This window comes from Aquincola agrisoli, from assembly GCF_036621135.1.
GTDB classification, from domain to species: Bacteria; Pseudomonadota; Gammaproteobacteria; order Burkholderiales; family Burkholderiaceae_C; genus Aquincola; species Aquincola agrisoli.
Window position 1 is genome coordinate 149,612 of the sequence record NZ_JAZIBG010000017.1, and the last position, 20,928, is coordinate 170,539.

21 protein-coding genes are annotated in these 20,928 nt (G+C 68.7%); 10 read left to right on the plus strand and 11 right to left on the minus strand.

Annotation, left to right across the window (positions count from 1 at the left end; translation table 11 throughout):
- The first annotated feature begins 7 nt into the window (after positions 1-7).
- The 4 genes from V4F39_RS05355 (at position 8) to V4F39_RS05370 (ending at position 4,128) form a co-directional block, all read left to right on the plus strand.
- Positions 8-1,108 carry an ABC transporter ATP-binding protein gene (locus V4F39_RS05355; protein WP_332288452.1) on the plus strand — a complete coding sequence of 367 codons (1,101 nt, stop codon included), beginning with the start codon at positions 8-10 and terminating at the stop codon, positions 1,106-1,108.
- A gap of 108 nt (positions 1,109-1,216) precedes the next feature.
- Positions 1,217-2,065: an NYN domain-containing protein gene (locus V4F39_RS05360; RefSeq protein ID WP_332288276.1), complete on the plus strand. Its 849-nt coding sequence runs from the start codon at positions 1,217-1,219 to the stop codon at positions 2,063-2,065.
- A 51-nt stretch (positions 2,066-2,116) separates the two neighbouring features.
- A complete protein-coding gene (locus tag V4F39_RS05365; RefSeq protein ID WP_332288277.1) occupies positions 2,117-3,070 on the plus strand; it encodes a YcjF family protein in 954 nt (317 codons plus the stop codon).
- Between the two features lie 47 nt (positions 3,071-3,117).
- Positions 3,118-4,128 carry a Bug family tripartite tricarboxylate transporter substrate binding protein gene (locus tag V4F39_RS05370; protein ID WP_332288278.1) on the plus strand — a complete coding sequence of 337 codons (1,011 nt, stop codon included), beginning with the start codon at positions 3,118-3,120 and terminating at the stop codon, positions 4,126-4,128.
- Between the two features lie 20 nt (positions 4,129-4,148).
- On the opposite strand, the gene V4F39_RS05375 is transcribed toward V4F39_RS05370, so the two are convergent.
- From V4F39_RS05375 to V4F39_RS05395, 5 genes are all read right to left on the minus strand, one after another.
- The gene (locus tag V4F39_RS05375; protein WP_332288279.1) at positions 4,149-4,865 is read right to left on the minus strand and encodes an ABC transporter ATP-binding protein; all 717 of its coding nucleotides are present in this window, start codon (positions 4,863-4,865) and stop codon (positions 4,149-4,151) included.
- Positions 4,866-4,879: 14 nt separating this feature from the next.
- Positions 4,880-5,656 (minus strand): ABC transporter ATP-binding protein, encoded by a 777-nt coding sequence (locus V4F39_RS05380; protein ID WP_332288280.1) that lies wholly within the window; start codon positions 5,654-5,656, stop codon positions 4,880-4,882.
- Positions 5,657-5,675: 19 nt separating this feature from the next.
- Positions 5,676-6,755: a branched-chain amino acid ABC transporter permease gene (locus V4F39_RS05385; RefSeq protein WP_332288281.1), complete on the minus strand. Its 1,080-nt coding sequence runs from the start codon at positions 6,753-6,755 to the stop codon at positions 5,676-5,678.
- Positions 6,756-6,765: 10 nt separating this feature from the next.
- Positions 6,766-7,689: a branched-chain amino acid ABC transporter permease gene (locus V4F39_RS05390; RefSeq protein ID WP_332288282.1), complete on the minus strand. Its 924-nt coding sequence runs from the start codon at positions 7,687-7,689 to the stop codon at positions 6,766-6,768.
- Positions 7,690-7,911: 222 nt separating this feature from the next.
- The gene (locus V4F39_RS05395) at positions 7,912-9,270 is read right to left on the minus strand and encodes a replication-associated recombination protein A (RefSeq protein ID WP_332288283.1); all 1,359 of its coding nucleotides are present in this window, start codon (positions 9,268-9,270) and stop codon (positions 7,912-7,914) included.
- A gap of 98 nt (positions 9,271-9,368) precedes the next feature.
- Between V4F39_RS05395 and V4F39_RS05400 the strand changes: the two genes are divergently transcribed.
- The gene (locus tag V4F39_RS05400) at positions 9,369-9,887 is read left to right on the plus strand and encodes a chemotaxis protein CheW (RefSeq protein WP_332288284.1); all 519 of its coding nucleotides are present in this window, start codon (positions 9,369-9,371) and stop codon (positions 9,885-9,887) included.
- A gap of 31 nt (positions 9,888-9,918) precedes the next feature.
- Here the strand turns inward: V4F39_RS05400 and lolA are convergent, their stop codons facing one another.
- From lolA to V4F39_RS05415, 3 genes are read right to left on the minus strand one after another with little or no spacing between them, the layout of a single operon-like run.
- A complete protein-coding gene (gene lolA, locus V4F39_RS05405; protein WP_332288285.1) occupies positions 9,919-10,554 on the minus strand; it encodes an outer membrane lipoprotein periplasmic chaperone LolA in 636 nt (211 codons plus the stop codon).
- On the minus strand, positions 10,551-12,920 hold the full coding sequence (locus V4F39_RS05410; protein ID WP_378235078.1) for a DNA translocase FtsK: 2,370 nt from the start codon (positions 12,918-12,920) through the stop codon (positions 10,551-10,553). The genes lolA and V4F39_RS05410 overlap by 4 nt, the downstream gene beginning before the upstream one ends.
- Before the next feature lie 37 nt (positions 12,921-12,957).
- A complete protein-coding gene (locus V4F39_RS05415) occupies positions 12,958-13,632 on the minus strand; it encodes a Crp/Fnr family transcriptional regulator (protein WP_332288454.1) in 675 nt (224 codons plus the stop codon).
- A gap of 175 nt (positions 13,633-13,807) precedes the next feature.
- Between V4F39_RS05415 and trxB the strand changes: the two genes are divergently transcribed.
- The 3 genes from trxB (at position 13,808) to rpmG (ending at position 15,262) form a co-directional block, all read left to right on the plus strand.
- Complete coding sequence (gene trxB / locus V4F39_RS05420; RefSeq protein ID WP_332288286.1) at positions 13,808-14,767, plus strand: thioredoxin-disulfide reductase; 960 nt, start codon at positions 13,808-13,810, stop codon at positions 14,765-14,767.
- Between the two features lie 64 nt (positions 14,768-14,831).
- On the plus strand, positions 14,832-15,065 hold the full coding sequence (rpmB, locus tag V4F39_RS05425) for a 50S ribosomal protein L28 (RefSeq protein ID WP_332288287.1): 234 nt from the start codon (positions 14,832-14,834) through the stop codon (positions 15,063-15,065).
- Positions 15,066-15,091: 26 nt separating this feature from the next.
- Positions 15,092-15,262 carry a 50S ribosomal protein L33 gene (rpmG, locus tag V4F39_RS05430; RefSeq protein WP_046113738.1) on the plus strand — a complete coding sequence of 57 codons (171 nt, stop codon included), beginning with the start codon at positions 15,092-15,094 and terminating at the stop codon, positions 15,260-15,262.
- Between the two features lie 344 nt (positions 15,263-15,606).
- Here rpmG and V4F39_RS05435 read toward each other — a convergent pair whose 3' ends face one another.
- Both V4F39_RS05435 and V4F39_RS05440 read right to left on the minus strand, forming a co-directional pair.
- Entirely contained in the window at positions 15,607-16,818 is a 1,212-nt protein-coding gene (locus tag V4F39_RS05435) for a DesA family fatty acid desaturase (RefSeq protein ID WP_378235079.1), read from the minus strand.
- A gap of 181 nt (positions 16,819-16,999) precedes the next feature.
- Positions 17,000-18,259 (minus strand): RsmB/NOP family class I SAM-dependent RNA methyltransferase, encoded by a 1,260-nt coding sequence (locus V4F39_RS05440; RefSeq protein WP_332288289.1) that lies wholly within the window; start codon positions 18,257-18,259, stop codon positions 17,000-17,002.
- 53 nt (positions 18,260-18,312) lie between these two features.
- On the opposite strand from V4F39_RS05440, the gene V4F39_RS05445 reads away from it, so the two are divergent.
- Complete coding sequence (locus tag V4F39_RS05445) at positions 18,313-18,960, plus strand: DUF1345 domain-containing protein (protein ID WP_332288290.1); 648 nt, start codon at positions 18,313-18,315, stop codon at positions 18,958-18,960.
- Here V4F39_RS05445 and purN read toward each other — a convergent pair.
- Positions 18,957-19,535: a phosphoribosylglycinamide formyltransferase gene (purN, locus tag V4F39_RS05450; RefSeq protein ID WP_332288291.1), complete on the minus strand. Its 579-nt coding sequence runs from the start codon at positions 19,533-19,535 to the stop codon at positions 18,957-18,959. The genes V4F39_RS05445 and purN overlap by 4 nt on opposite strands.
- Before the next feature lie 81 nt (positions 19,536-19,616).
- Between purN and V4F39_RS05455 the strand changes: the two genes are divergently transcribed.
- Entirely contained in the window at positions 19,617-20,921 is a 1,305-nt protein-coding gene (locus V4F39_RS05455; protein ID WP_332288292.1) for a tryptophan--tRNA ligase, read from the plus strand.
- Positions 20,922-20,928 lie beyond the last annotated feature (7 nt).

The window sequence follows — 20,928 nt, forward strand, 5'->3', positions numbered from 1 at the left end:
GACCATGATGAAGAAAGTCAGCGTGCATTGCCGCAACGTGCGGCTGTCGTACGGCCGCACCGAGGTGCTGAAGGACGTCAACCTCGACATCGAGCCCGGCGAGTTCTTCGCGCTGCTGGGGCCGTCGGGCTCGGGCAAGAGCACGCTGCTGCGGCTGATCGCCGGCTTCAACCCGCACCAGCACGGCCAGCTGCTGGTCGACGGCAAGGACGTCACCGGCCTGCCGCCGTGGGAACGCAACATCGGCATGGTGTTCCAGAACTACGCGCTGTGGCCGCACATGACCGTGTGGGACAACGTCGCCTTCGGGCTGGTGGAGCGCCGGGTCGAGAAGGCGGCGCTGCGCCAGCGGGTGGGCGCGGCGCTCGAGACGGTGGGCCTCTCGGCCTACGGCCAGCGCCGGCCGAACCAGCTCTCCGGCGGGCAGCAGCAGCGGGTGGCGCTGGCGCGCACCATCGTCATCGAACCGCAGGTGCTGCTGCTCGACGAGCCCCTGTCCAACCTCGACAAGACGCTGCGAGTGCAGATGCGCCAGGAACTGCTGGCACTGCAGCGCAGGCTGGGGATCACGACGATCTTCGTCACGCACGACCAGGAGGAGGCGATGACGACGGCCGATCGCATGGCCGTGCTCGACAAGGGCGTGGTGCAGCAGGTGGGCACGCCCGCCGCGCTGTACGACCACCCGGTCAATACCTTCGTCGCCGGCTTCGTCGGCACGATGAACCTGCTGCCCGGGCGCGTGCGCGACCGCCGCGGCGACGCGCTGACGCTCGACGTCGACGGCGTTGGCGACCTGCACATTCCCGGCGCCGCCGGCGTGGCCGACGCTCCCGCGGCCGATGCGCTCACGGTCAGCTTCCGTCCGCACTCGCTGCGGGTCGACGCGGCCGACGCGGTGCGCGACGCACGCTATGTGTGGATGCCCGGGATCGTCGAGGCGAGCGAGTTCCTCGGCGAGTTCACGCGCTACCGCGTGCGCGTCGGGGCGCACAGCCTGGCCGCCGACCAGCCGCACCATGCCGGCCTGTCGAAGTTCCCGGTCGGCGGCGCCGTCAGCCTGGGGCTCGAGCCCTCCCAGGTGCGGCTCTTCGCGCAGACCGGCTGACGCCGCCGGTGGAGCGGTACCAGGTCCGCGCCTTCGTGGCCGTCGCGCGCCTGGGCCAGCCGGCGCCCTTGCTCGGGCATCATGGGCGACCACGTCTCCCTTCCGCACATGAACGACAACGACAGCAGCGACGGCGCCTCCGTCGCGCTCTACTGGGATTTCGAGAACCTGCACGCCAGCCTGGTGGAGGCCGCCTTCGGCGAAGGCACCTACGGCAAGCCCGACGGGCGCTTCAAGGTGCAGGAGCCGCTGGTCAGCGTGCAGGCGGTGCTGGAGCTCGCCGCCTCGTTCGGGCCGGTGGCGATCAACCGCGCCTACTGCAACTGGCAGTACTTCGGCCGCTACCGCGACGCGCTGCTGCAGGGCGCGGTGGAGCTGATCCAGCTCTTCCCGCCGGGGGCGTCCGCCAAGAACGGAGCCGACATCAAGCTCTGCCTCGATGCAGCGGAAGACATCAGCCGCTTCGCGCACATCGGCACGGTGCTGATCGTCGGCGGCGACAGCGACTACATGCCGGTCGCGCAGAAGATCAAGGCCGCGGGCCGCCGGCTGGTGGGGATCGGCACGCGGCGATCGACCAACCGGCACTGGGCCAAGAGCTGCCACGAGTTCCGCTACTACGACAGCCTGGTCGCGGAAGAAGCCGCCGCGCCCACCGACGCGGCGCCCGCCGCCGACCAGCCGCCGCCCACGGCCGAGCAGGTGGCCGCCGCCACGGTGGAGCGCGCGGTGAAGCTGCTGGCCGAAACCAAGGGCGATCCCTGGGTCAACAAGGCGCCGATCTTCAACATGGTCAAGCGTCTGGATCCGACCTTCGATCCCAAGGAGTTCGGCCACGCCACCTTCTCGGCGATGCTGAAGACGCTTGAAGGCAGCATGTTCGAGACACGCCGGGGGGAGTTCGATGTCCAGCTGCGGCTCAAGGCCCGGGCGGACCCGGGAACTCCCGGCATGTGACGCGGGTCTGAAGGGCGTCCCCCACTGCCCGCGGCCGCCGCCGCCGATGCCATGCAAGCCACCGAACAACGCGCCCTGCTGACGATCGCCCTGCTCGCCGCCTTCGCGGACGGCAACAAGGCCGACGCGGAGCGCGAGGAGATCAAGCGCATCGCCGATTCACTCGCCGGCGACAGCGGCGCGCCCGCGCTGGCCCACCTGTACCAGGACGTGCTGCTCAAGCGCGTCAACCTCGCGCAGGCCGCGGCGGCGCTCCCCGATGGCGGGCAGCGCCAGCTCGCCTACGAGATGGCCGTTTGCGTGTGCGACGCCGACGGCACGCAATCGGCCTCGGAGCAGGCCTTCCTGGCACAGCTGAAGGAAGCGCTGAAGCTGGGCAACGCGCAGACGGCCGAGGTCGAGCGCGAGGCCGATGCGCTGGCTGCCGTGCCTGTGGCGTCCGGGGCGGCCGCCACGGCAGCGGCGGCCGCCGCGACGCAGGCCAAGGTGCCCGAGGCGGAGCTGGACGGCTCCATCCTCAACCACGCCATCCTCAACGGCGCGCTGGAACTGCTGCCGCAGTCGTGGGCCTCGATGGCCATCATCCCGCTGCAGATGAAGCTGGTCTACCGCATCGGCAAGTCCTACGGCTACGAGCTCGACAAGGGCCACATCAAGGAGTTCATCGCGGCGGCGGGCGTGGGCATGACCTCGCAGTACCTGGAGCAGTTCGGCCGCAAGCTGCTGGGCGGGCTGCTCGGCAAGGTCGGCGGCGGGCTCGGCCGCACGCTGGGCGGGGCGGCCACCGGCATCGCCTTCTCGTTCGCCAGCACCTACGCACTCGGCCACCTGGCCAAGCGCTACTACGCGGGCGGCCGGCAGATGAGCACCGCGGTGCTGCACGACACCTTCCAGTCCCTGCTCGGCCCGGCCAAGGATCTGCAGACGCGCTACCTGCCGCAGATCGAGCAGAAGGCACGCACGCTGGACGCGGGGCAGATCCTGTCGATGGTGAAGGCGGCTTAGGCGCCGCCCTGCCTGCCTCGGGCTCGGCGAATGGGTATGCTCGGCGGATGAACCGCCGTACCTCCCTCGCCTGGCTGGCCGCGCACGCGGCCGCCCCCTTCGCCGCTGCGCTCGGCGCCGCCTCGCCCGCCGCCGCCCAGACCGGCGCCCGCCCGATCCGCCTGGTCGTGCCCTACGCTCCCGGCGGCCCGCTCGACCTGATCGCCCGCGCGCTGGCACAGGCCGTCAACGACTCGCTGGGCACCGTCATCGTCGAGAACCGCGCCGGCGCCGGCGGCAACCTGGGTGCCGACCTGGTGGCCAAGGCGGCGCCCGACGGCCAGACCATCGTGATGGGCGCCGTCGCAACGCACGCGATCAACCCGTGGCTCTTCCGGCGCATTCCCTACGACCCGATCCGCGACTTCACGCCGATCACCCTCGTCGCCCAGGTGCCCAACGTGCTGGTGATGAACGCCGAGACCGCGGCGCGCCTGAAGATCAACAACCTGCGCGACCTGGTCGACTACGCCAAGCGCAACCCCGGCAAGCTGAACTACGGCTCGGGCGGCAACGGCAGCGCGGGCCACCTGGCCGGCGAGATGTTCAAGTCGCAGGCGGGGCTGTTCCTCGTGCACATCCCCTACGGCGGCGGCAACCCCGCGCAGCTCGCGCTGCTGTCGGGGCAGGTCGACCTCAACTTCGACAACCTCGCCACCGCGTCGGCCAACATCAAGTCCGGCAAGCTGAAGGCGATCGCGGTCACCACCGCCCGGCGCGCCAGCGCGATGCCGGAGGTGCCGACGATCGCCGAGCAAGGCGGCGCGGTGGGCCTCGGGAAGTTCGACATCAACACCTGGTTCGGCCTGCTCGGCCCGGCCGGCATGCCGGAAGCGACCGTGCAGCGGCTGAACCGCGCCTTCGTCGACGCGCTCGGCTCCGCCGACGTGAAGGCCCGGCTGGCCACGCTGATGGCCGAAGCCTCGCCGACGACGCCGGCGCAGTTCGGCGGCTTCGTGAAGTCCGAACTCGCGAAGTACGAGCGCGTGGTCAAGCAGTCGGGCGCGACGGTCGACTGACCGGGCGCCCGGCGCTGCGCCTACTCGCCCAGGTAGGCGGCGCGCACCTTCGGGTCGTTGAGCAGCACCTTCGCGTCGCCGCCCATCGTGATCTCGCCGGAGTCCATCACGTAGCCGCGGTCGGCCAGCGCCAGCGCGCGGCTGGCGTTCTGCTCGACCAGCAGCATCGTCACGCCCTGCTTGTGGATGGTCTCGACGACCTCGAAGATCTTGTCGACCATGATCGGCGACAGGCCCATCGACGGCTCGTCCAGCAGCAGCACCTTGGGCCGGGCCATCAGCGCGCGGCCCATCGCCAGCATCTGCTGCTCGCCGCCCGACATGGTGCCGGCGAGCTGGTTGCGGCGTTCCTTCAGGCGCGGGAAGATGCCGAAGACCTTGTCGATGTCGGCGTCGATCTCGCGGTCGCTGCGCACGAAGGCGCCCATCTGCAGGTTCTCGGTGATGGTCATGCGGGTGAAGGTGCCGCGGCCCTCGGGCACCATCACCAGCCCCTGCTTCACCAGGTCCCAGGCGCCCTGGCCCCTGATCGGCTTGCCCAGGTAGAGGATGTCGCCGGCGCCCACGGGCTGGATGCCGGTGACGGCCTTCAGCGTGGTGGTCTTGCCGGCGCCGTTGGCGCCGATGAGGCTCACCAGCTCGCCCTCGTTCACCTCGAAATCGATGCCCTTGACGGCCTGGATGCCGCCATAGGCTACCTTCAGCCCCTTGACCTGGAGCAGCGTGTTCTTGCTCATCGTGTTGCTCCGCTTCAGTGGGTGGCGTGTCCGGCGCCGAGGTAGGCTTCGATCACCTTCTCGTTGCGCTGCACCTCGGCCGGCGTGCCCTCGGCGATCTGCTTGCCGTAGTCGAGCACGGTCAGCCGGTCGCACAGGCCCATCACGAGCTTCACGTCGTGTTCGATCAGCAGGATGGTGCGGCCATCCTCGCGGATGCGGTTGATCAGCTCGCGCAGCGTGACCTTCTCGGTCGCGTTCATGCCCGCCGCGGGCTCGTCGAGCGCGATCAGCTTGGGGTCGGTGGCGAGCGCGCGGGCGATCTCCAGGCGGCGCTGGTCGCCGTAGCTCAGCGTGCGCGCCTTGTAGTCGGCGTATTTGGCGACGCCGACGTACTCCAGCAGCTCGCGGGCACGCTCGGCGATGGCGCGTTCCTCCTCCTTGAAGCCGCGGGTGCGGAAGACCGCGCCGCCGAGGCCCGACTTGGTACGCACATGCCGGCCCACCATGACGTTTTCGAGGGCGGTCATCTCGGCGAACAGCCGGATGTTCTGGAACGTCCGCGCGATGCCGGCCTTGGCCACCTCGTGGACCGCGGTGGGCTGGTAGGGCGCGCCGCCCAGCTTGAAGGTGCCCGAGTCGGGCGTGTACAGCCCGGTCAGCACGTTGAAGAAGGTGGTCTTGCCGGCGCCGTTGGGGCCGATGAGGCCGTAGACCTGGCCGGGCTGGATGGTGATGCCCACGTCCGACAGCGCCTGAAGGCCGCCGAACCGCTTGGACACACCGCTGACTTCGAGAACGGGGGTGCTCATGTTGCTGCGTGTCCTGGGTTCACTTGACGGGGCTCGGGGCGGCCTTGCCGTGTTCCGGCGAGGGCCACAAGCCGCGGGGACGCACGAGCATGATGGTGATCATCGCGGACGCGATCAGCAGCTGGCGCAGGATGGCGGCGTCGAGCCGGCCGCCCGTCATCTCCTGCAGCGGGCCGGCCACGTAGCGCAGCACCTCCGGCAGCGCCGCGAGCATCACCGCGCCGAGGATCACCCCCGGCAGGTGCCCCAGGCCGCCCAGCACCACCATCGCCACGATCATCACGCTCTCCATGAGGCTGAACGACTCGGGCGACACGAAGCCCTGGAAGGCCGCGAACATCGCGCCGGAGACGCCGCCGAACGTGGCGCCCATCGCAAACGCCAGCAGCTTCATGTTGCGGGTGTTGATGCCCATCGCCTTGGCGGCGATCTCGTCCTCGCGGATGGCCATCCAGGCGCGCCCGATGCGGGAGGTCTCGAGGCGGTGGCAGATCACCACGCTGACGACGACCAGCGCGAGGAACAGGTAGTAGTAGAGCGTGACGGACGGGATGCGGAAGTCGCCGATGTCGACCGCCTTGCCGAAGTCGAAGCCGAAGATCCGCATCGAGTCGATGCGGTCCAGGCCGCGCGGCCCGTTGGTGATGTTGACCGGGTGCTCCAGGTTGTTCATGAACACCCGGATGATTTCGCCGAAGCCCAGCGTGACGATGGCGAGGTAGTCGCCGCGCAGCTTGAGCACCGGGGTGCCGAGCAGGATGCCGGCGATGGCCGCCAGCAGTGCGGCCAGCGGCACCACGAGCCAGATGGGCGTGTGCAGCCCGTTCGGGAACATCGCCTTGAAGCCCTCGAAGGTTTCCGAGAGGTGGGGCGACGCGAGCAGCGCAAACATGTACGCCCCGACCGCGTAGAACGCGACGAAGCCGAGGTCGAGCAGGCCGGCGTAGCCGACGACGATGTTCAGGCCCAGCGCCAGCAGCACGTACAGCAGCGCGATGGCCATGATGCGGACCCAGCCCGCACCGAACTGCTGCGCGATCAGCGGCAGGGCGATCAGCGCGAGGGCCGCCAGGAGGAAGACGACGAACTTGTTCTTCATGGCAGCGTCCTCACGCGCGGTCGGCCACGCGTTCGCCGAGCAGGCCCGAGGGCCGCAGCGTCAGCACGAGGATCAGCGCGATGAACGCGAAGATGTCCGCGTAGTGGCTGCCGAGCACGCCGCCGGTCAGCTCGCCGAGGTAGCCGGCGCCGATGGCCTCGATCAGGCCCAGCAGCACGCCCCCGACCATCGCCCCGGTGAGGTTGCCGATGCCGCCCATCACCGCCGCGGTGAAGGCCTTGAGGCCGGGCAGGAAGCCCATCGAGTGCTGCACCGTGCCGTAGTTGGCCGCCCACATCACGCCGGCGACGGCGGCGAGCGAGGCCCCGATGATGAAGGTGGCGGAGATGACCATGTCGGGCCGCACGCCCATCAGCGAGGCGACGCGGGGGTTCTCGGCGGTGGCGCGCATCGCGCGGCCGAGCTTGGTCTTGTTGACCAGCCACAGCAGGCCGCCGAGGATGACGACGGTGCTGACCAGGATGATGATCTGCGTGACGCTGATCACCGGGCCGCCCAGGTCGATCGGGTCGGTGGGCAGCAGCAGCGGATAGGGCTTGGGGTTGGGCTTCCAGAGGATCATCGCGAGGGTCTGCAGCAGCAGGCTCATGCCCATCGCGGTGATCAGCGGCGCCAGCCGCGGCGCGTTGCGCAGCGGCCGGTAGGCGACCTTCTCGATCGTGAAGTTCAGCGCCGCGCAGACGACGATGGCGCAGGGCAGCGAGATCAGCAGCAGGGCCCAGCCGGGCAATCCGGAATCGGACAGCGCGGTGACGACCGTCCAGCTGGTGAGCGCCCCCACCATCAGCACTTCCCCGTGCGCGAAATTGATCAGGTTGATGATGCCGTAGACCATCGTGTAGCCCAGTGCCACGAGCGCGTACATGCTGCCCAGCACCAGACCATTGATGATCTGTTGAAAAAAGGTGTCCATCGGGAAGTAGCCTCCGGTTGATCCCGCACTGCACCCCGCCTCATGGGCGGGCCGCAGCTCTTCTTCTGGGGGTAGCAAGAAACCGGCCGTGCATGCCGTACCACCCCGTTGTGCCGCACATCCGTCATGCCCGGCGGCGCGGATTGTAGGAGTGGCCATCGGGGCGGCAGGCCGGTACTAACCCGTTCGGCATGGACCGATGCCGGGGCCGCGCAGCCAGGCTCAGCGCGGCTTGCGGGCCTGTTCGTTGAGGTCGCGCAGCTCCTGCAGCCGCTCGCCGATGCGCAGTTCCAGGCCCCGGCGCACCGGCCGGTAAAAGCGCGGCTCGGCCATGCCCTCGGGCAGGTACGACTCGCCGGCGGCGAAGCCTTCCGGCTCGTCGTGCGCGTAGCGGTAGTCGCGGCCGTAGTCCAGGTCCTTCATCAGCCGCGTCGGGGCGTTGCGCAGGTGCAGCGGGACGGGGCGGGTGCCGTCCTGCTTGACGAAGGCGCGCACCGCATTCCACGCGCCATACACGGCGTTGGACTTGGGTGCCATCGCGAGGTAGACCACGGCCTGGGCGATCGTCAGTTCGCCTTCGGGCGAGCCCAGGCGCTCGTAGGTCTCGGCGGCATCGAGCGACAGCCGCAGCGCGCGGGGATCCGCCAGCCCGATGTCTTCGCTGGCCATGCGCACGACGCGCCGGATGATGTAGCGGGGATCGACGCCGCCGTCCAGCATGCGAGCCAGCCAGTACAGCGCCGCGTCCGGGTCGGAGCCGCGCACCGACTTGTGCAGCGCGGAGATCGTGTCGTAGAACTGCTCGCCGCCCTTGTCGTAACGGCGCAGCTGCTCGCCCAGCGAGCGTTCGAGGGCCGCCTCGTCCAGCGCGGGCACCGTGCCGGCCAGGCTGACGAGGTTGTCGTAGGCGTTCAGCAGCCGGCGGGCGTCGCCGTCCGCATACCCCACGAGCCGGTCGCGCGCGGCATCGGACAGCGGCGGCGCCGCCAGCAGCGCCTGCGCGCGCGCGATCAGCGCGGCCATGTCCTCGGCATCGAGCGCCTTCAACACATGCACCGTCGCCCGCGACAGCAGCGCGGAGTTGACCTCGAAGCTCGGGTTCTCGGTGGTCGCACCGATGAAGGTGAACAGGCCCGCTTCCACGTGCGGCAGGAAGGCGTCCTGCTGCGCCTTGTTGAAGCGGTGCACCTCGTCGACGAAGACCACGCTCGCCCGGCCAGCGCCGCGTGCCGCCTGCGCCCGGTCCACCGCCTCGCGGATGTCCTTCACGCCGCCGAGCACCGCGGACAGCACGATGAACTGCGCATCGAACGCACCGGCCATCAGCCGCGCCAGCGTGGTCTTGCCGACGCCGGGCGGACCCCAGAGGATCATCGAATGCAGGCGGCCCGTCTCGAAGGCGGTGCGCAGCGGCTTGCCGGGGCCGAGCAGGTGGCGCTGGCCGATCACGTCGTCGAGCGTGCGCGGACGCAGCCGCTCCGCGAGCGGCGCGCCGGCGAGCTCGGCGCCGGAAGGCTGCAGCGGCGCGGGCGGCGCAGCCCGCCCGGGCAGCGGCAGGTCATCGAACAGCGACTCGGTCATGCGCAGGATTGTGGCGGCCTTTCCCCGCCCTTTTTGCGGCTTCGTCCGCCGCCCCCGGGGAGACACTGCGCCGCGTCGAACATCCGAGGAGAAGACCCATGAGCGTCACCACCGCCGCCGAATCGTCCGCCGTCAGTGCCGCAGCCGATGCACCGCGCGAGGTGCTGTCGTTCAAGCTGGGCGCCGAGGAGTACGGCATCGACATCCTGAAGGTGCAGGAGATCCGCGGCTACGAGCCGCCCACGCGCATCGCCCATGCGCCGGCCTTCTTCAAGGGCGTGGTGAACCTGCGCGGGGTGATCGTGCCGATCATCGACCTGCGCGCCCGCTTCGGGCTGGACAACGTCGAGATCGACGCCTTCACCGTCGTCATCATCCTCAACATCGCCGGGCGCACCGTGGGCATCGTCGTCGATGCCGTGAGCGACGTGCTCGAGATGCCGCCGGAGCGCATCCAGCCCGCACCCGAGTTCAACGCGTTGATCGACGCCAGCTACATCCATGGCCTGGGCAGCGTGACGATGGGCGATACCGAGCGCATGCTGATCCTGATGGACATCGAGCGGCTGATGAGCAGCGCCGACATGGGCCTGTTCGACGAGCCGTTCGAGAACTGAGGCGCACCCCGCGCGCCGGCGGGGCGCGCGCTCAAGGCTGCTTCAGCACCTCCGCGCCCTTGGGAGGCACGAACCTGAAGGCCTGTTCGCCCAGCGCGACATTGGTCTGCATGTCGCGGAACTCGAGCACCGACCGCTGGCCGAAGCCGTCGACGATCTCCACCGCCGCCAGCACCTTGCCGCGGAAGCCCACGCGCAGCGACTGGAACGCACCGTCCTTCTGCTTCGGCGTGGCCAACGCCCAGTCGAGCCCCTGCGCGCTGGGCTGGGCCGACAGCTCGAAGTCCTGGTCGAGCGACTTGCCTGCCAGCAAGGCGGCCGGCGTCGCGCCGAGCGCGCCGCTCATGCCGCGCACGCTGACCTGGTTGAGATCGGCGTCGTACAGCCACACCTGCTGCCCGTCGCCCACCACCAGCTGCTCGAACGGCTTGGCGTAGGCGAAGCGGAAACGATCGGGCCGCGCGAACTCGAACTGGCCGGTGGAGACCTTCTTCTTGGCGCCGTCGGGCGAGGTGACGGTCTGGGTGAAGTCGGCACGGCCTGTCTTCACGTCGCGCACGAACTCGCGCAGCGTGTCCACGGCATCCGCATGCGCGGGCATGGCCACCGCGGCCATCGCCACGACGAGGCAGGCCGATGCGCCGAGCCAGGGTCTGAGGGCATTCATTCGTCTCTCCGGGGCACCAGCAGGTCGCGGTTGCCATTGGTCGCCATGCTGGATACGAGGCCCGATTTCTCCATTTGTTCCAGCAGCCGCGCGGCGCGGTTGTAGCCGATGCGCAGGTGGCGCTGCACCAGCGAGATCGATGCACGCTTGTGCTGCAGCACGATGGCCACGGCCTGGTCGTACATCGGGTCGGCCTCGCCGTTGGCCTCGCCGGGCGCGGGCGGCTCGCCGTCCTCGCCCTCCAGGGTGCCGCCTTCGAGCAGGCCCTCGATGTAGTTGGGCTCGCCCTGGCTCTTCAGGTATTCGACGACGCGGTGCACTTCGTCATCGCTGACGAAGGCGCCGTGCACGCGCACCGGCAAGCCCGTGCCCGAAGGCATGTAGAGCATGTCGCCCATGCCCAGCAGCGCCTCGGCGCCCATCTGGTCGAGGATGGTGCGGCTGTCGATCTTGCTGCTGACCTGGAACGACAGGCGCGTCGGGATGTTGGCCTTGATGAGGCCGGTGATCACGTCGACCGAGGGCCGCTGCGTGGCCAGGATCAGGTGGATGCCGGCCGCGCGCGCCTTCTGCGCCAGGCGGGCGATCAGCTCCTCGATCTTCTTGCCGACCACCATCATCAGGTCGGCCAGCTCGTCGATCACGACGACGATGAACGGCAGGCGTTCGAGCGGCTCGGGCTCTTCCGGCGTGAGGCTGAACGGGTTGCCGATCTTCTCGCCGGCCGCCGTCGCCTCGTCGATCTTCTTGTTGTAGCCGGCCAGGTTGCGCACGCCCAGCTTGCTCATCAGCTTGTAGCGGCGCTCCATTTCGGCCACGCACCAGTTGAGCGCGTTGCCGGCCTGCTTCATGTCGGTGACCACCGGGCACAGCAGGTGCGGAATGCCTTCGTAGACGCTCATCTCGAGCATCTTCGGATCGATCAGGATCAGGCGGACGTCGCGGGCCTCGGCCTTGTAGAGCAGGCTGAGGATCATCGCGTTGATGCCAACCGACTTGCCCGAGCCGGTGGTGCCGGCCACCAGGCAATGCGGCATCTTGGCCAGGTCGGCGACGATGGGTGCGCCAATGATGTCCTTGCCCAGGCCCATCGTGAGCTGCGAGGCCGCGTCGGCATACACCTGCGAGCCGAGGATCTCGGCCAGGCGGATGGTCTGGCGCTTGGCGTTGGGCAGTTCCAGCGCCATGTAGTTCTTGCCGGGGATCGTCTCGACGACGCGGATGCTGACCAGGCTCAGCGAGCGCGCCAGGTCCTTCGCAAGGTTGACGACCTGCGAACCCTTCACGCCGGTGGCGGGCTCGATCTCGTAGCGGGTGATCACCGGGCCGGGCGAGGCCGCGACCACCCGCACCTCGACGCCGAAGTCCTTCAGCTTCTTCTCGATGAGGCGGCTGGTCATCTCCAGCGTCTCGGGCGTCACCGTCTCCATGCGGCCGGGCGCGGCGTCGAGCAGGTCGACCTGCGGCAGCTTGGTGTCGCTCAGCTCGCGGAACAGCGGCTTCTGGCGCTCCTTGGCCACGCGGGTGGACTTGGGCACCTCGACCATCGTCGGCTCGATCACGATGGGCGCATGGTCCTCGACGACCTGCCGCTCGACCTCCACCGTCTCATCGCGCTCGCGCTGCGCCTGTTCGCCGATGCGCTGGTCTTCGGCGCGCTCTCGGCGCTCCTGGCGGCGCGAGCGCAGCCCGTCGATCAGTTCGCCCAGCCGGTCGGCGACGCGCAGCCACGAAAAATGCAGCGCCATCGACATGCCGGCCACCAGCACGGCGATCCACAGCACGCCGGAACCGGCAAAGCCCAGCCACTTCATCGACACCGGCCCCAGCAGGAAGCCGAGGACGCCGCCTGCGGGCCCGGGCAGCAGGTCTTCGAAGCGGTAGAGGCGCGTCCACTCCAGCGCGGTGCTCGCCGCCATCAGCAGCACGAGGCCCAGCCAGAAGCGGGCCACGCCGGGCGGCGGATCGACCTCACCGCGCAGCCCGCGCGACAGCGCGGACAACCAGGCGCGCGCCGCCACCAGCGGCAGCCACCACACCGAATGGCCGAAGAGGTACAGCGCGCAATCGGAGCCCCAGGCCCCCAGCAGCCCGGCCTTGTTCGCGAGCGGGCCGCCGCTGCCGGAGGTCGAGAAGCCCGGATCGGCCGGGCTGTGCGTGAGCAGGGCCAACAGGCCGAGCAGCCAGAGTACGCCGCCGACGGCGAGCATCAATTGCAGGCGCAGGCGCAGGCTGGCCTCGCGGCGGGCAGGTGCTGCGGCGGCCGCGGCAGCGTGGGTATTCGAGGCGGCGGCGGCCCGTGCGGCGCCGCGTGTGGTTGTCGCCGCACCGGGTTCGGTGCGCAGGGACCCTAGCGGAAACGTCATGGCCGGGATTGTGGCGCATCGCGCCCCCGGCGCCGGCTCACTCCGGCTGCGCCTGCATCTTGTCCTTGATGATGACGGAGCCGTTCTCCTGCGTCTCGATGACGCCGCGCTCCTCCAGGTCCTTCATCACCCGGCTGACCATCTCGCGGGAGGCGCCGACGACCTTGGCCATGTCCTGGCGAGACACCTTGTTGCGAATCAGTTGCACGCCGTTCACGTCTTCGGCCATTTCGAGCAGCGTGCGCGCAACACGTCCGTAGACGTCGAGCAGCGCGAGAGATTCGATCTGCCGGTCGGCGCTGCGCAGACGCTGGACCAGGCCGCGCATGATGGCGTAGGCGAGGCTGGAGTTCTCCGGCAGGCAGCGCGCGAACTCGGCCCGGCCGAGGATCAGCATGTCGGTCTGGATCTCGGCGCGCACGGTGGCCGAGTGCGGCTCGTTGTCGATCAGGCTCATCTCGCCGACGTAGTCGCCCGACTCCAGCACCGCGAGGATGACCTCACGTCCGCGCGTGTCGGCGGTCAGCACGCGTGCCCGGCCATTCAGCAGGATGAAGAGCGCATTGCTCTTGCGGCCCTGCTCGACCACCAGCTCGCCCCGGCGAAACCGACGCTTGACAACACTGTCGGCGATGGCTTGCGCCTGGTCGTTGGTCAGCAGCGAAAACAACGGCACACGGCGGATCAAGTCAAGGTTCGAAAGCATTGACATCTTTGGCTCCTGCATCAGATCTGCCTGTTTATCGGCCGCTGACGCTATTGGTTAAGGGGGCTGCCTACAATTTCACTATTGTGCCCATTGACAGCCTTGCCGCCAGGGGAGGCCGGCGCCATGACAAACTGGTCGCGGGCGCAAGGCGCGCCCCGCATTCCGTAAGAAAGCTTCCATGACCGCAGCCACCCCTTCCCACGCCCAGGTTCTGATCCTCGGCTCCGGCCCCGCCGGCTACACCGCAGCCATCTATGCAGCCCGCGCCAACCTGAAGCCGATGCTGGTCACCGGCCTGGCCCAGGGCGGGCAGCTGATGACTACGACCGATGTCGACAACTGGCCCGCCGATGTCGCCGGCGTGATGGGGCCCGACCTGATGCAGCGCTTCCAGCAGCACGCCGAGCGGTTCAACACGCAGATCGTGTTCGACCACATCAACGAAGTCGATCTGTCCAAGCGGCCGTTCACGCTGAAGGGCGATGCCGGCACCTACACCTGCGATGCGCTCGTCATCGCCACGGGCGCCAGCGCCAAATACCTGGGCCTGCCGAGCGAGCAGGCCTTCATGGGCCGCGGCGTCAGCGGCTGCGCCACCTGCGACGGATTTTTCTATCGCGGCGAAGAAGTATGCGTGGTCGGCGGCGGCAACACCGCCGTGGAGGAGGCGCTGTATTTGTCCAACATTGCCACCAAGGTGCACCTGATCCACCGCCGCGACAAGTTCCGTGCGGAGGCGATCCTGATCGACAAGCTGATGGACAAGGTGGCGGCCGGCAAGATGCAACTCCACCTCTTCCAGCAGCTCGACGAGGTGCTCGGCGACGCCTCCGGCGTGACGGGTGTGCGCCTGAAGAACGTGCAGGACGGCTCGTCGACCGACTTGACCGTCAAGGGCTGCTTCATCGCCATCGGCCACCACCCGAACACCGACATCTTCAAGGGTCAGCTCGAGATGAAGGACGGCTACATCGTGACCCGTTCCGGCCTCGAAGGCCTCGCGACCATGACCAGCGTGCCCGGCGTGTTTGCGGCGGGCGACGTGCAGGACCATGTCTACCGCCAAGCCATCACCAGCGCGGGTACGGGCTGCATGGCTGCTCTTGACGCACAACGGTTCTTGGAGCAAGCGGCTTAAGCTGCTATACTCGCGGTCTTTGCCGGAAACCGGCTGAACCGAACTCTAACGGAGAAGCGTCGTCATGGCACGCGTCTGTCAAGTCACGGGCAAGGGCCCGATGGTGGGAAACAACGTCTCCCACGCCAACAACAAGACCAAGCGTCGCTGGCTGCCTAACCTGCAGTACCGCCGCTTCTGGCTTGAAACCGAGAACCGCTGGGTGCGCCTGCGCATCAGCAATGCAGCCCTGCGGCTGATCGACAAGGTCGGCATCGACCAAGTCGTGGCCGACCTGCGCGCCAAGGGCGCGCTGTAATCCCCTACGCACGCTAGGAGCAACGCATGGCCACCAAAGGCGGACGCGAGAAGATCAAGCTGGAGTCGACTGCCGGCACCGGTCATTTCTACACGACGAACAAGAACAAGAAGACCACGCCTGAAAAGCTGGAATTCCTGAAGTTCGATCCGAAGGCGCGCAAGCACGTGCTGTACAAGGAAACGAAGCTGAAGTGATTCGCTTCGCACCGTGAAAGGGCCGCTCTCAGCGGCCCTTTTTCATGGCCGACTCTCCCGTCGGCAAACTGCGCGGGACGGGCGGCACGCGCGCGGCGTGTACGTACTGTACGTGCGCCTCTCCACCTGCGCAGGAAGCACCTCCGAGCCCTCGAGACCGGCCGGAGAGCGCGCAAGGACACTGCACACCGCAGGAGAGCGTGGCGGCACCCGCACCGGCAGGTCGCAACCCTTGCGCGTACGCCCATCGACGTCGTCCGGCACCGCACAAAAAAAAGGAGCCTGCCGGCTCCCCTTTTCTGTCGCGACGCGCACAGCGCGTCGCGCATCGTACCGGCCGAGTGTCAGGCCCGCACCGCCCGCAGCTTCATCGAAAAGTCGTGCAGCGCGGTGATCCCGCTGTCCTCGGCGCGCTTGCACCAAGCCTGCAACTCCACCACCAGCTGCTCTGCGGACACATTGGTTCGCGTCCAGATCTGGCGCAGCTCTTCGCGCATCGCGACGAGCTTCGTCAGTGCAGGGCTTTGCGCCATCGCACCGACCACATGGGCCTTGACGCCGTGCGGGATCTTGTCGTCGTCGCGATGCAGCCAGCGCTCCGCAAGGCGCATCTGGGTCCACCGCGCCGAGTTCTTGGCCCCCTGCGCCTTCAAGTGCTGCAACTCGAGCGCACAGGCGCGCCGAAGCTCCGCGGCATAGGACGCCATGACCTCGTAGCGATGGGCGATCACCGCCTCCAGCGTCTTGTCGTCGGCCACCGGCTTGACTTGGCCGAGCTTCAGCTGCGGCGCCGTCTTGCGCACCTTCGCCCACCCAATCATCTCCATCGCCCGGATGTAGCCCCAGCCGATGTCGAACTCGTACTTCTTGATCGAGAACTTGGCCGAGGTGGGATACGTGTGGTGGTTGTTGTGCAGCTCCTCGCCGCCAATGATCACACCCCAGGGAGACACATTGGTGGACGCGTCAGCCGCTTCGAAGTTTCGATAGCCCCAGTAGTGACCGATGCCGTTGATGATGCCGGCCGCGTTGATCGGGATCCACAGCATCTGCACCGCCCACACCGTCAGGCCGATCGCCCCGAACAGGAACAGGTTGATCAGCAGCATGAGGCCGACGCCCTGCCACGAGTAGCGCGTATACAGATTGCGCTCGATCCAGTCGTCCGGCGTGCCGCGACCGTACTTCTCCATCGTCTCGCCGTTCTTGGACTCGGCGCGGTACAGCTCCGCCCCCTCGAGCAGCACCTTCTTGATGCCGCGGGTCTGCGGGCTGTGCGGATCTTCCTCGGTCTCGCACTTGGCGTGGTGCTTACGATGGATCGCGACCCATTGCTTGGTGACCATGCCGGTGCCCAGCCACAGCCACAGGCGGAAGAAGTGCTGCGGGATGGGGTGCAGGTCGAGCGAGCGGTGTGCCTGGCTGCGATGTAGGAAGATAGTGACAGCAGCGATCGTGATGTGCGTCGTTACCAGCGTATAAAGCAACACTTGCCACCAGGTAGCCTGCAGTGCGCCGTGTGCCAGCCAGTCGACGACTGCGCTCCACACTGTCATCAAACCATTCATTGAGAGCCTTTCGGAGAACCCACGGATTGTAGGTGCTGCGCGCGCTGCACAGACCGTGAAACTACGCAGCTCGCACCGGTCATTCTCCGAGAAGGCTGCATCGCGATCACGTCAGTTCGCTGCGCGTTTGCTGCAAATCAACACGTGACCCTGCTGAGACCCCGATTTCTCAGCGTCGTTCCCATACGGCCGCAAAAAAACCGTCGGTCGCGTGGCGGTGCGGCCACAGGCGCAGGAAGGGGCCGGCGACCAAATCGCCGGCAGCGGCCACCTTGGCGCCTGCCAGGAGGGGTTCGACCGGCAGCAGCGACCATTCCGCATGCCCGTCGCTGAAACCCGCCGCTATTTCCTCGTTTTCTGCCGCCAACAGGCTGCAAGTCGCATAAACGAGCCGTCCACCCGGCTTGACCATGCGGGCGGCGCTCTCGAGGATGGCCGCCTGCTGGGTCTTGAGCGACTGCACTGTCTGCGGCGACTGGCGCCATTTCAGGTCCGGATTGCGGCGCAGCGTTCCCAGGCCGGAGCAGGGTGCGTCCACCAGCACGCGGTCGATCTTTCCCGCGAGCCGCTTGATGCGTTCGTCGCGCTCGTGTGCGATCTGCGCCGGATACACGTTCGACAAGCCGCTGCGGGCCAGGCGCGGCTTCAGCGCATCGAGGCGGTGACCGGAGACGTCGAAGGCGTACAAGCGGCCGGTGTTGCGCATCGCCGCGCCCAGCGCCAGCGTCTTGCCGCCAGCCCCCGCGCAGAAGTCGACCACCATCTCGCCCCGCTTGGCGTCGGTGATCAGTGCCAGCAGCTGGCTGCCCTCATCCTGCACCTCGACGTCGCCCCGCGTGAACACGTCGAGCTTGTTGATCGCCGGCTTGCCCGGCACCCGCAGGCCCCAGGGCGAGTAAGGCGTCGGCGACGATTCGATGCCCGCGGCCGCCAACGCGGCCTGCACCTCGGCGCGCTTGCCCTTGTACGTGTTGACGCGCAGGTCCAGGGGCGCCGGCTGGTTCAGGCTGTCCGCGAGCAACGCGAACTCCTGCGCGCCCAACGCCTGCTCCAGCGGCTGCGCCAGCCAGTCCGGCAGGTTGTGCCGCAGCTTGGGGGCGAGGCTGGCGCGATCGATGGCTTGCACCTCGCCCAGCCACGCCTGCTCCTGCGGGCTGAGCGCCCCCCGCAGGAACCCCTCGTTACCTTGCCACCCCAGCAGCGCGAGCCGCCGCTCGACCGGCCCGCTGCCGCTTTGCGCCAGATGCTGGAACAGCATGCGTTGGCGCACGACGGCATAGGCCGTCTCAGCCAGCGTGTGGCGCTCGCGCGGGCCGAGCGTGCGGTGCTTGCGGAAGAAGGCGGACACCACGCCGTCGGCGGGAGAATCGAACTTGAGTACGGCGCGCAGCAGTTCGGCGGCCAGGTCCACGAGGGCATTAGGATGCATGTCCCGATTATCCCCGCCCCCTTTTCCACCCCGGCTTCCGGCCGCTCCTCGACGTGCTGCGCCATCTCCGTGCCCACCCCCGGCTGCTGATCGGCATCGCCCTGGGTTCGGCCGCCGGGTGGCTGTTGCCCTCCACCTGGAACGGCTCCACCCGCACGCTCGCCGGCTGGAACGCGGGCACCTGGTTCTACCTGGCCAGCACGTGGCTGATGATGCTGCGGTCCACGCACGACCGCTTGCGCAACCTCGCCGTCGCGCACGCCGAGGGCGCGCCGGCCGTGATGTCGGCGGCGGTCTGCGCCGTGGTGTTCACGCTGGCGGCCATCGTGCTGGAACTGTCGCGCACCAGGCAGGGCGCCGACCCGGCCTGGCCGCACGTCGCGCTGACGCTGGTGACGCTGCTGGGCTCGTGGCTGCTGCTGGCCACGCTCTTCGCGCTCTCGTACGCCAGCCTGTACTACCGCCATCGGCACAGGCCGGGCCACGGGCTGCACTTTCCCGGTACCAGCGAGCGCGATCCGCCGACCTACGGCGACTTCCTGTATTTCTCCTTCACGCTGGCGGCCACCTCGCAGACCTCCGATGTCGCCGTGCTCGACAGGAACATCCGCCGCTGGGTGCTGGCGCAGGCCGTGCTGAGCTTCCTGTTCAACACCGTGCTGCTGGCCCTGGCGATCAACACGGCCGCGGGGCTCTTCTAAGCTGCCGAGCGGCCCTCGACCACCGCGCGAACCGCCTGCGGATACAGCCGGTGTTCCTCCTGCAGCACCCGCGCAGCCAGCGTGCCCTCGTCGTCGCCCGGCAGGATCGGCACCGCCACCTGCGCGACGATGGGCCCGTGGTCCAGTTCGGGCGTCACGAAGTGCACGGTGGCGCCGGCCTCCACGCAACCCGCCTCGATCGCGCGCCGGTGGGTGTGCAGCCCCGGGAACGCCGGCAGCAACGAAGGGTGGATGTTCAGCATCCGCCCCTCGTAGCGGCGCACGAACGCCTCGCCCAGGATGCGCATGAAACCCGCGAGCACGACGAGATCGGGGGCGAAGCCGTCGATCGCCTCGGCGAGCGCGGCATCGAACGCCTCGCGCGAATCGAATGACTTGTGGTCCACCGTGGCCGTGGCGATGCCACGCGCCTGCGCGAAAGCCAGCCCCGCGGCGTCCGGCCGGTTGCTGAGCACCGCCGCCACCGTCGCCGGCCACCCCTCGCGCGCGCAGGCGTCGACGATCGCCTGCATGTTGGAGCCGCGGCCGGAAATCAGGATGACGATGCGTTTCATGAGGCGCGGCAGTGTACCGACGAGGGGTACCCCCCCGCCCCTAGAATGCCCCTCCCCTGCCGCCTGGGCACCCCCAACACCATGACCGAACGCGTCCTCACCGGCATCACCACCACCGGCACGCCCCACCTGGGCAACTACGTCGGCGCCATCCGCCCCGCCATCGAGGCGAGCCGCCAGCCCGGCGTGGAGAGCTTCTTCTTCCTCGCCGACTACCACGCGCTGATCAAGTGCGACGAGCCGGCGCGCATCGAGCGTTCACGGCTGGAGATCGCAGCGACCTGGATCGCCGGCGGGCTCGACACCGACCGCGCCACGTTCTACCGCCAGAGCGACATCCCCGAGACGACCGAGCTCACCTGGCTGCTGACCTGCGTCTGTGCCAAGGGCCTGATGAACCGCGCCCACGCCTACAAGGCGGCGACCGACGCCAACACGGCGGCCGGCGAGGATCCGGACGCCGGCATCACGATGGGCCTCTTCAGCTACCCGGTGCTGATGGCCGCGGACATCCTGCTGTTCAACGCGCACCGCGTGCCGGTGGGCCGCGACCAGGTGCAGCACATCGAGATGGCGCGCGACATGGCACAGCGCTTCAACCACCTGTTCGGCCAGGGGCGTGAACTCTTCGTGCTGCCGCGCGCCGAGATCGACGAGGAACTGGCCACGCTGCCCGGGCTCGATGGCCGCAAGATGTCGAAGAGCTACGACAACACCGTCCCGCTGTTCGAGGGTGGCTCGAAGGGGCTGAAGGAAGCGGTCGCGCGCATCGTCACCGATTCACGCCTGCCCGGCGAGCCGAAGGAGCCCGAAGGCGCAGCGCTGGTGACGATCCACGACGCCTTCGCGTCCGCGGCGCAGCGCAGCGCCTTCCACGCCGACCTGCGCGCCGGCCTCGGCTGGGGCGAAGCCAAGCAGCGGCTGGTGGCGCTGATCGAAGACCACATCGCACCGCTGCGGGCGCGCTACGCCGACCTGATGGCCCACCCCGAACGCATCGAGGAGGTGCTGCAGCACGGCGCGGCCAAGGCACGCAAGGTGGCCACGCCCTTCCTCGCCGAACTGCGGCACGCGGTGGGGCTGCGCCCGATGGTGGCGGTGCCGCAGGCCGCGCCGGTGCACACCGCGGCCGACAAGCCGGCGCTGGCCCTCTTCAAGCAGTACCGGGAGGCCGACGGCCGCTTCTTCTTCAAGCTGGTGGCCGCCGACGGCACGGTGCTGCTGCAGAGCCTGGGCCTGCCGGAAGGCCGCGAGGCGGGTGCGTGGGTCAAGCGGCTGAAGACCGAAGCCGCCGCGCTGGCCGAAGCGCCGATCGACTGGACCGCCAGCGGCGCCCGCAGTGCCGCCGAGGCCGCGCTCGTGCAGATCGCCCAGGCGCAGGACTGACGCGCCG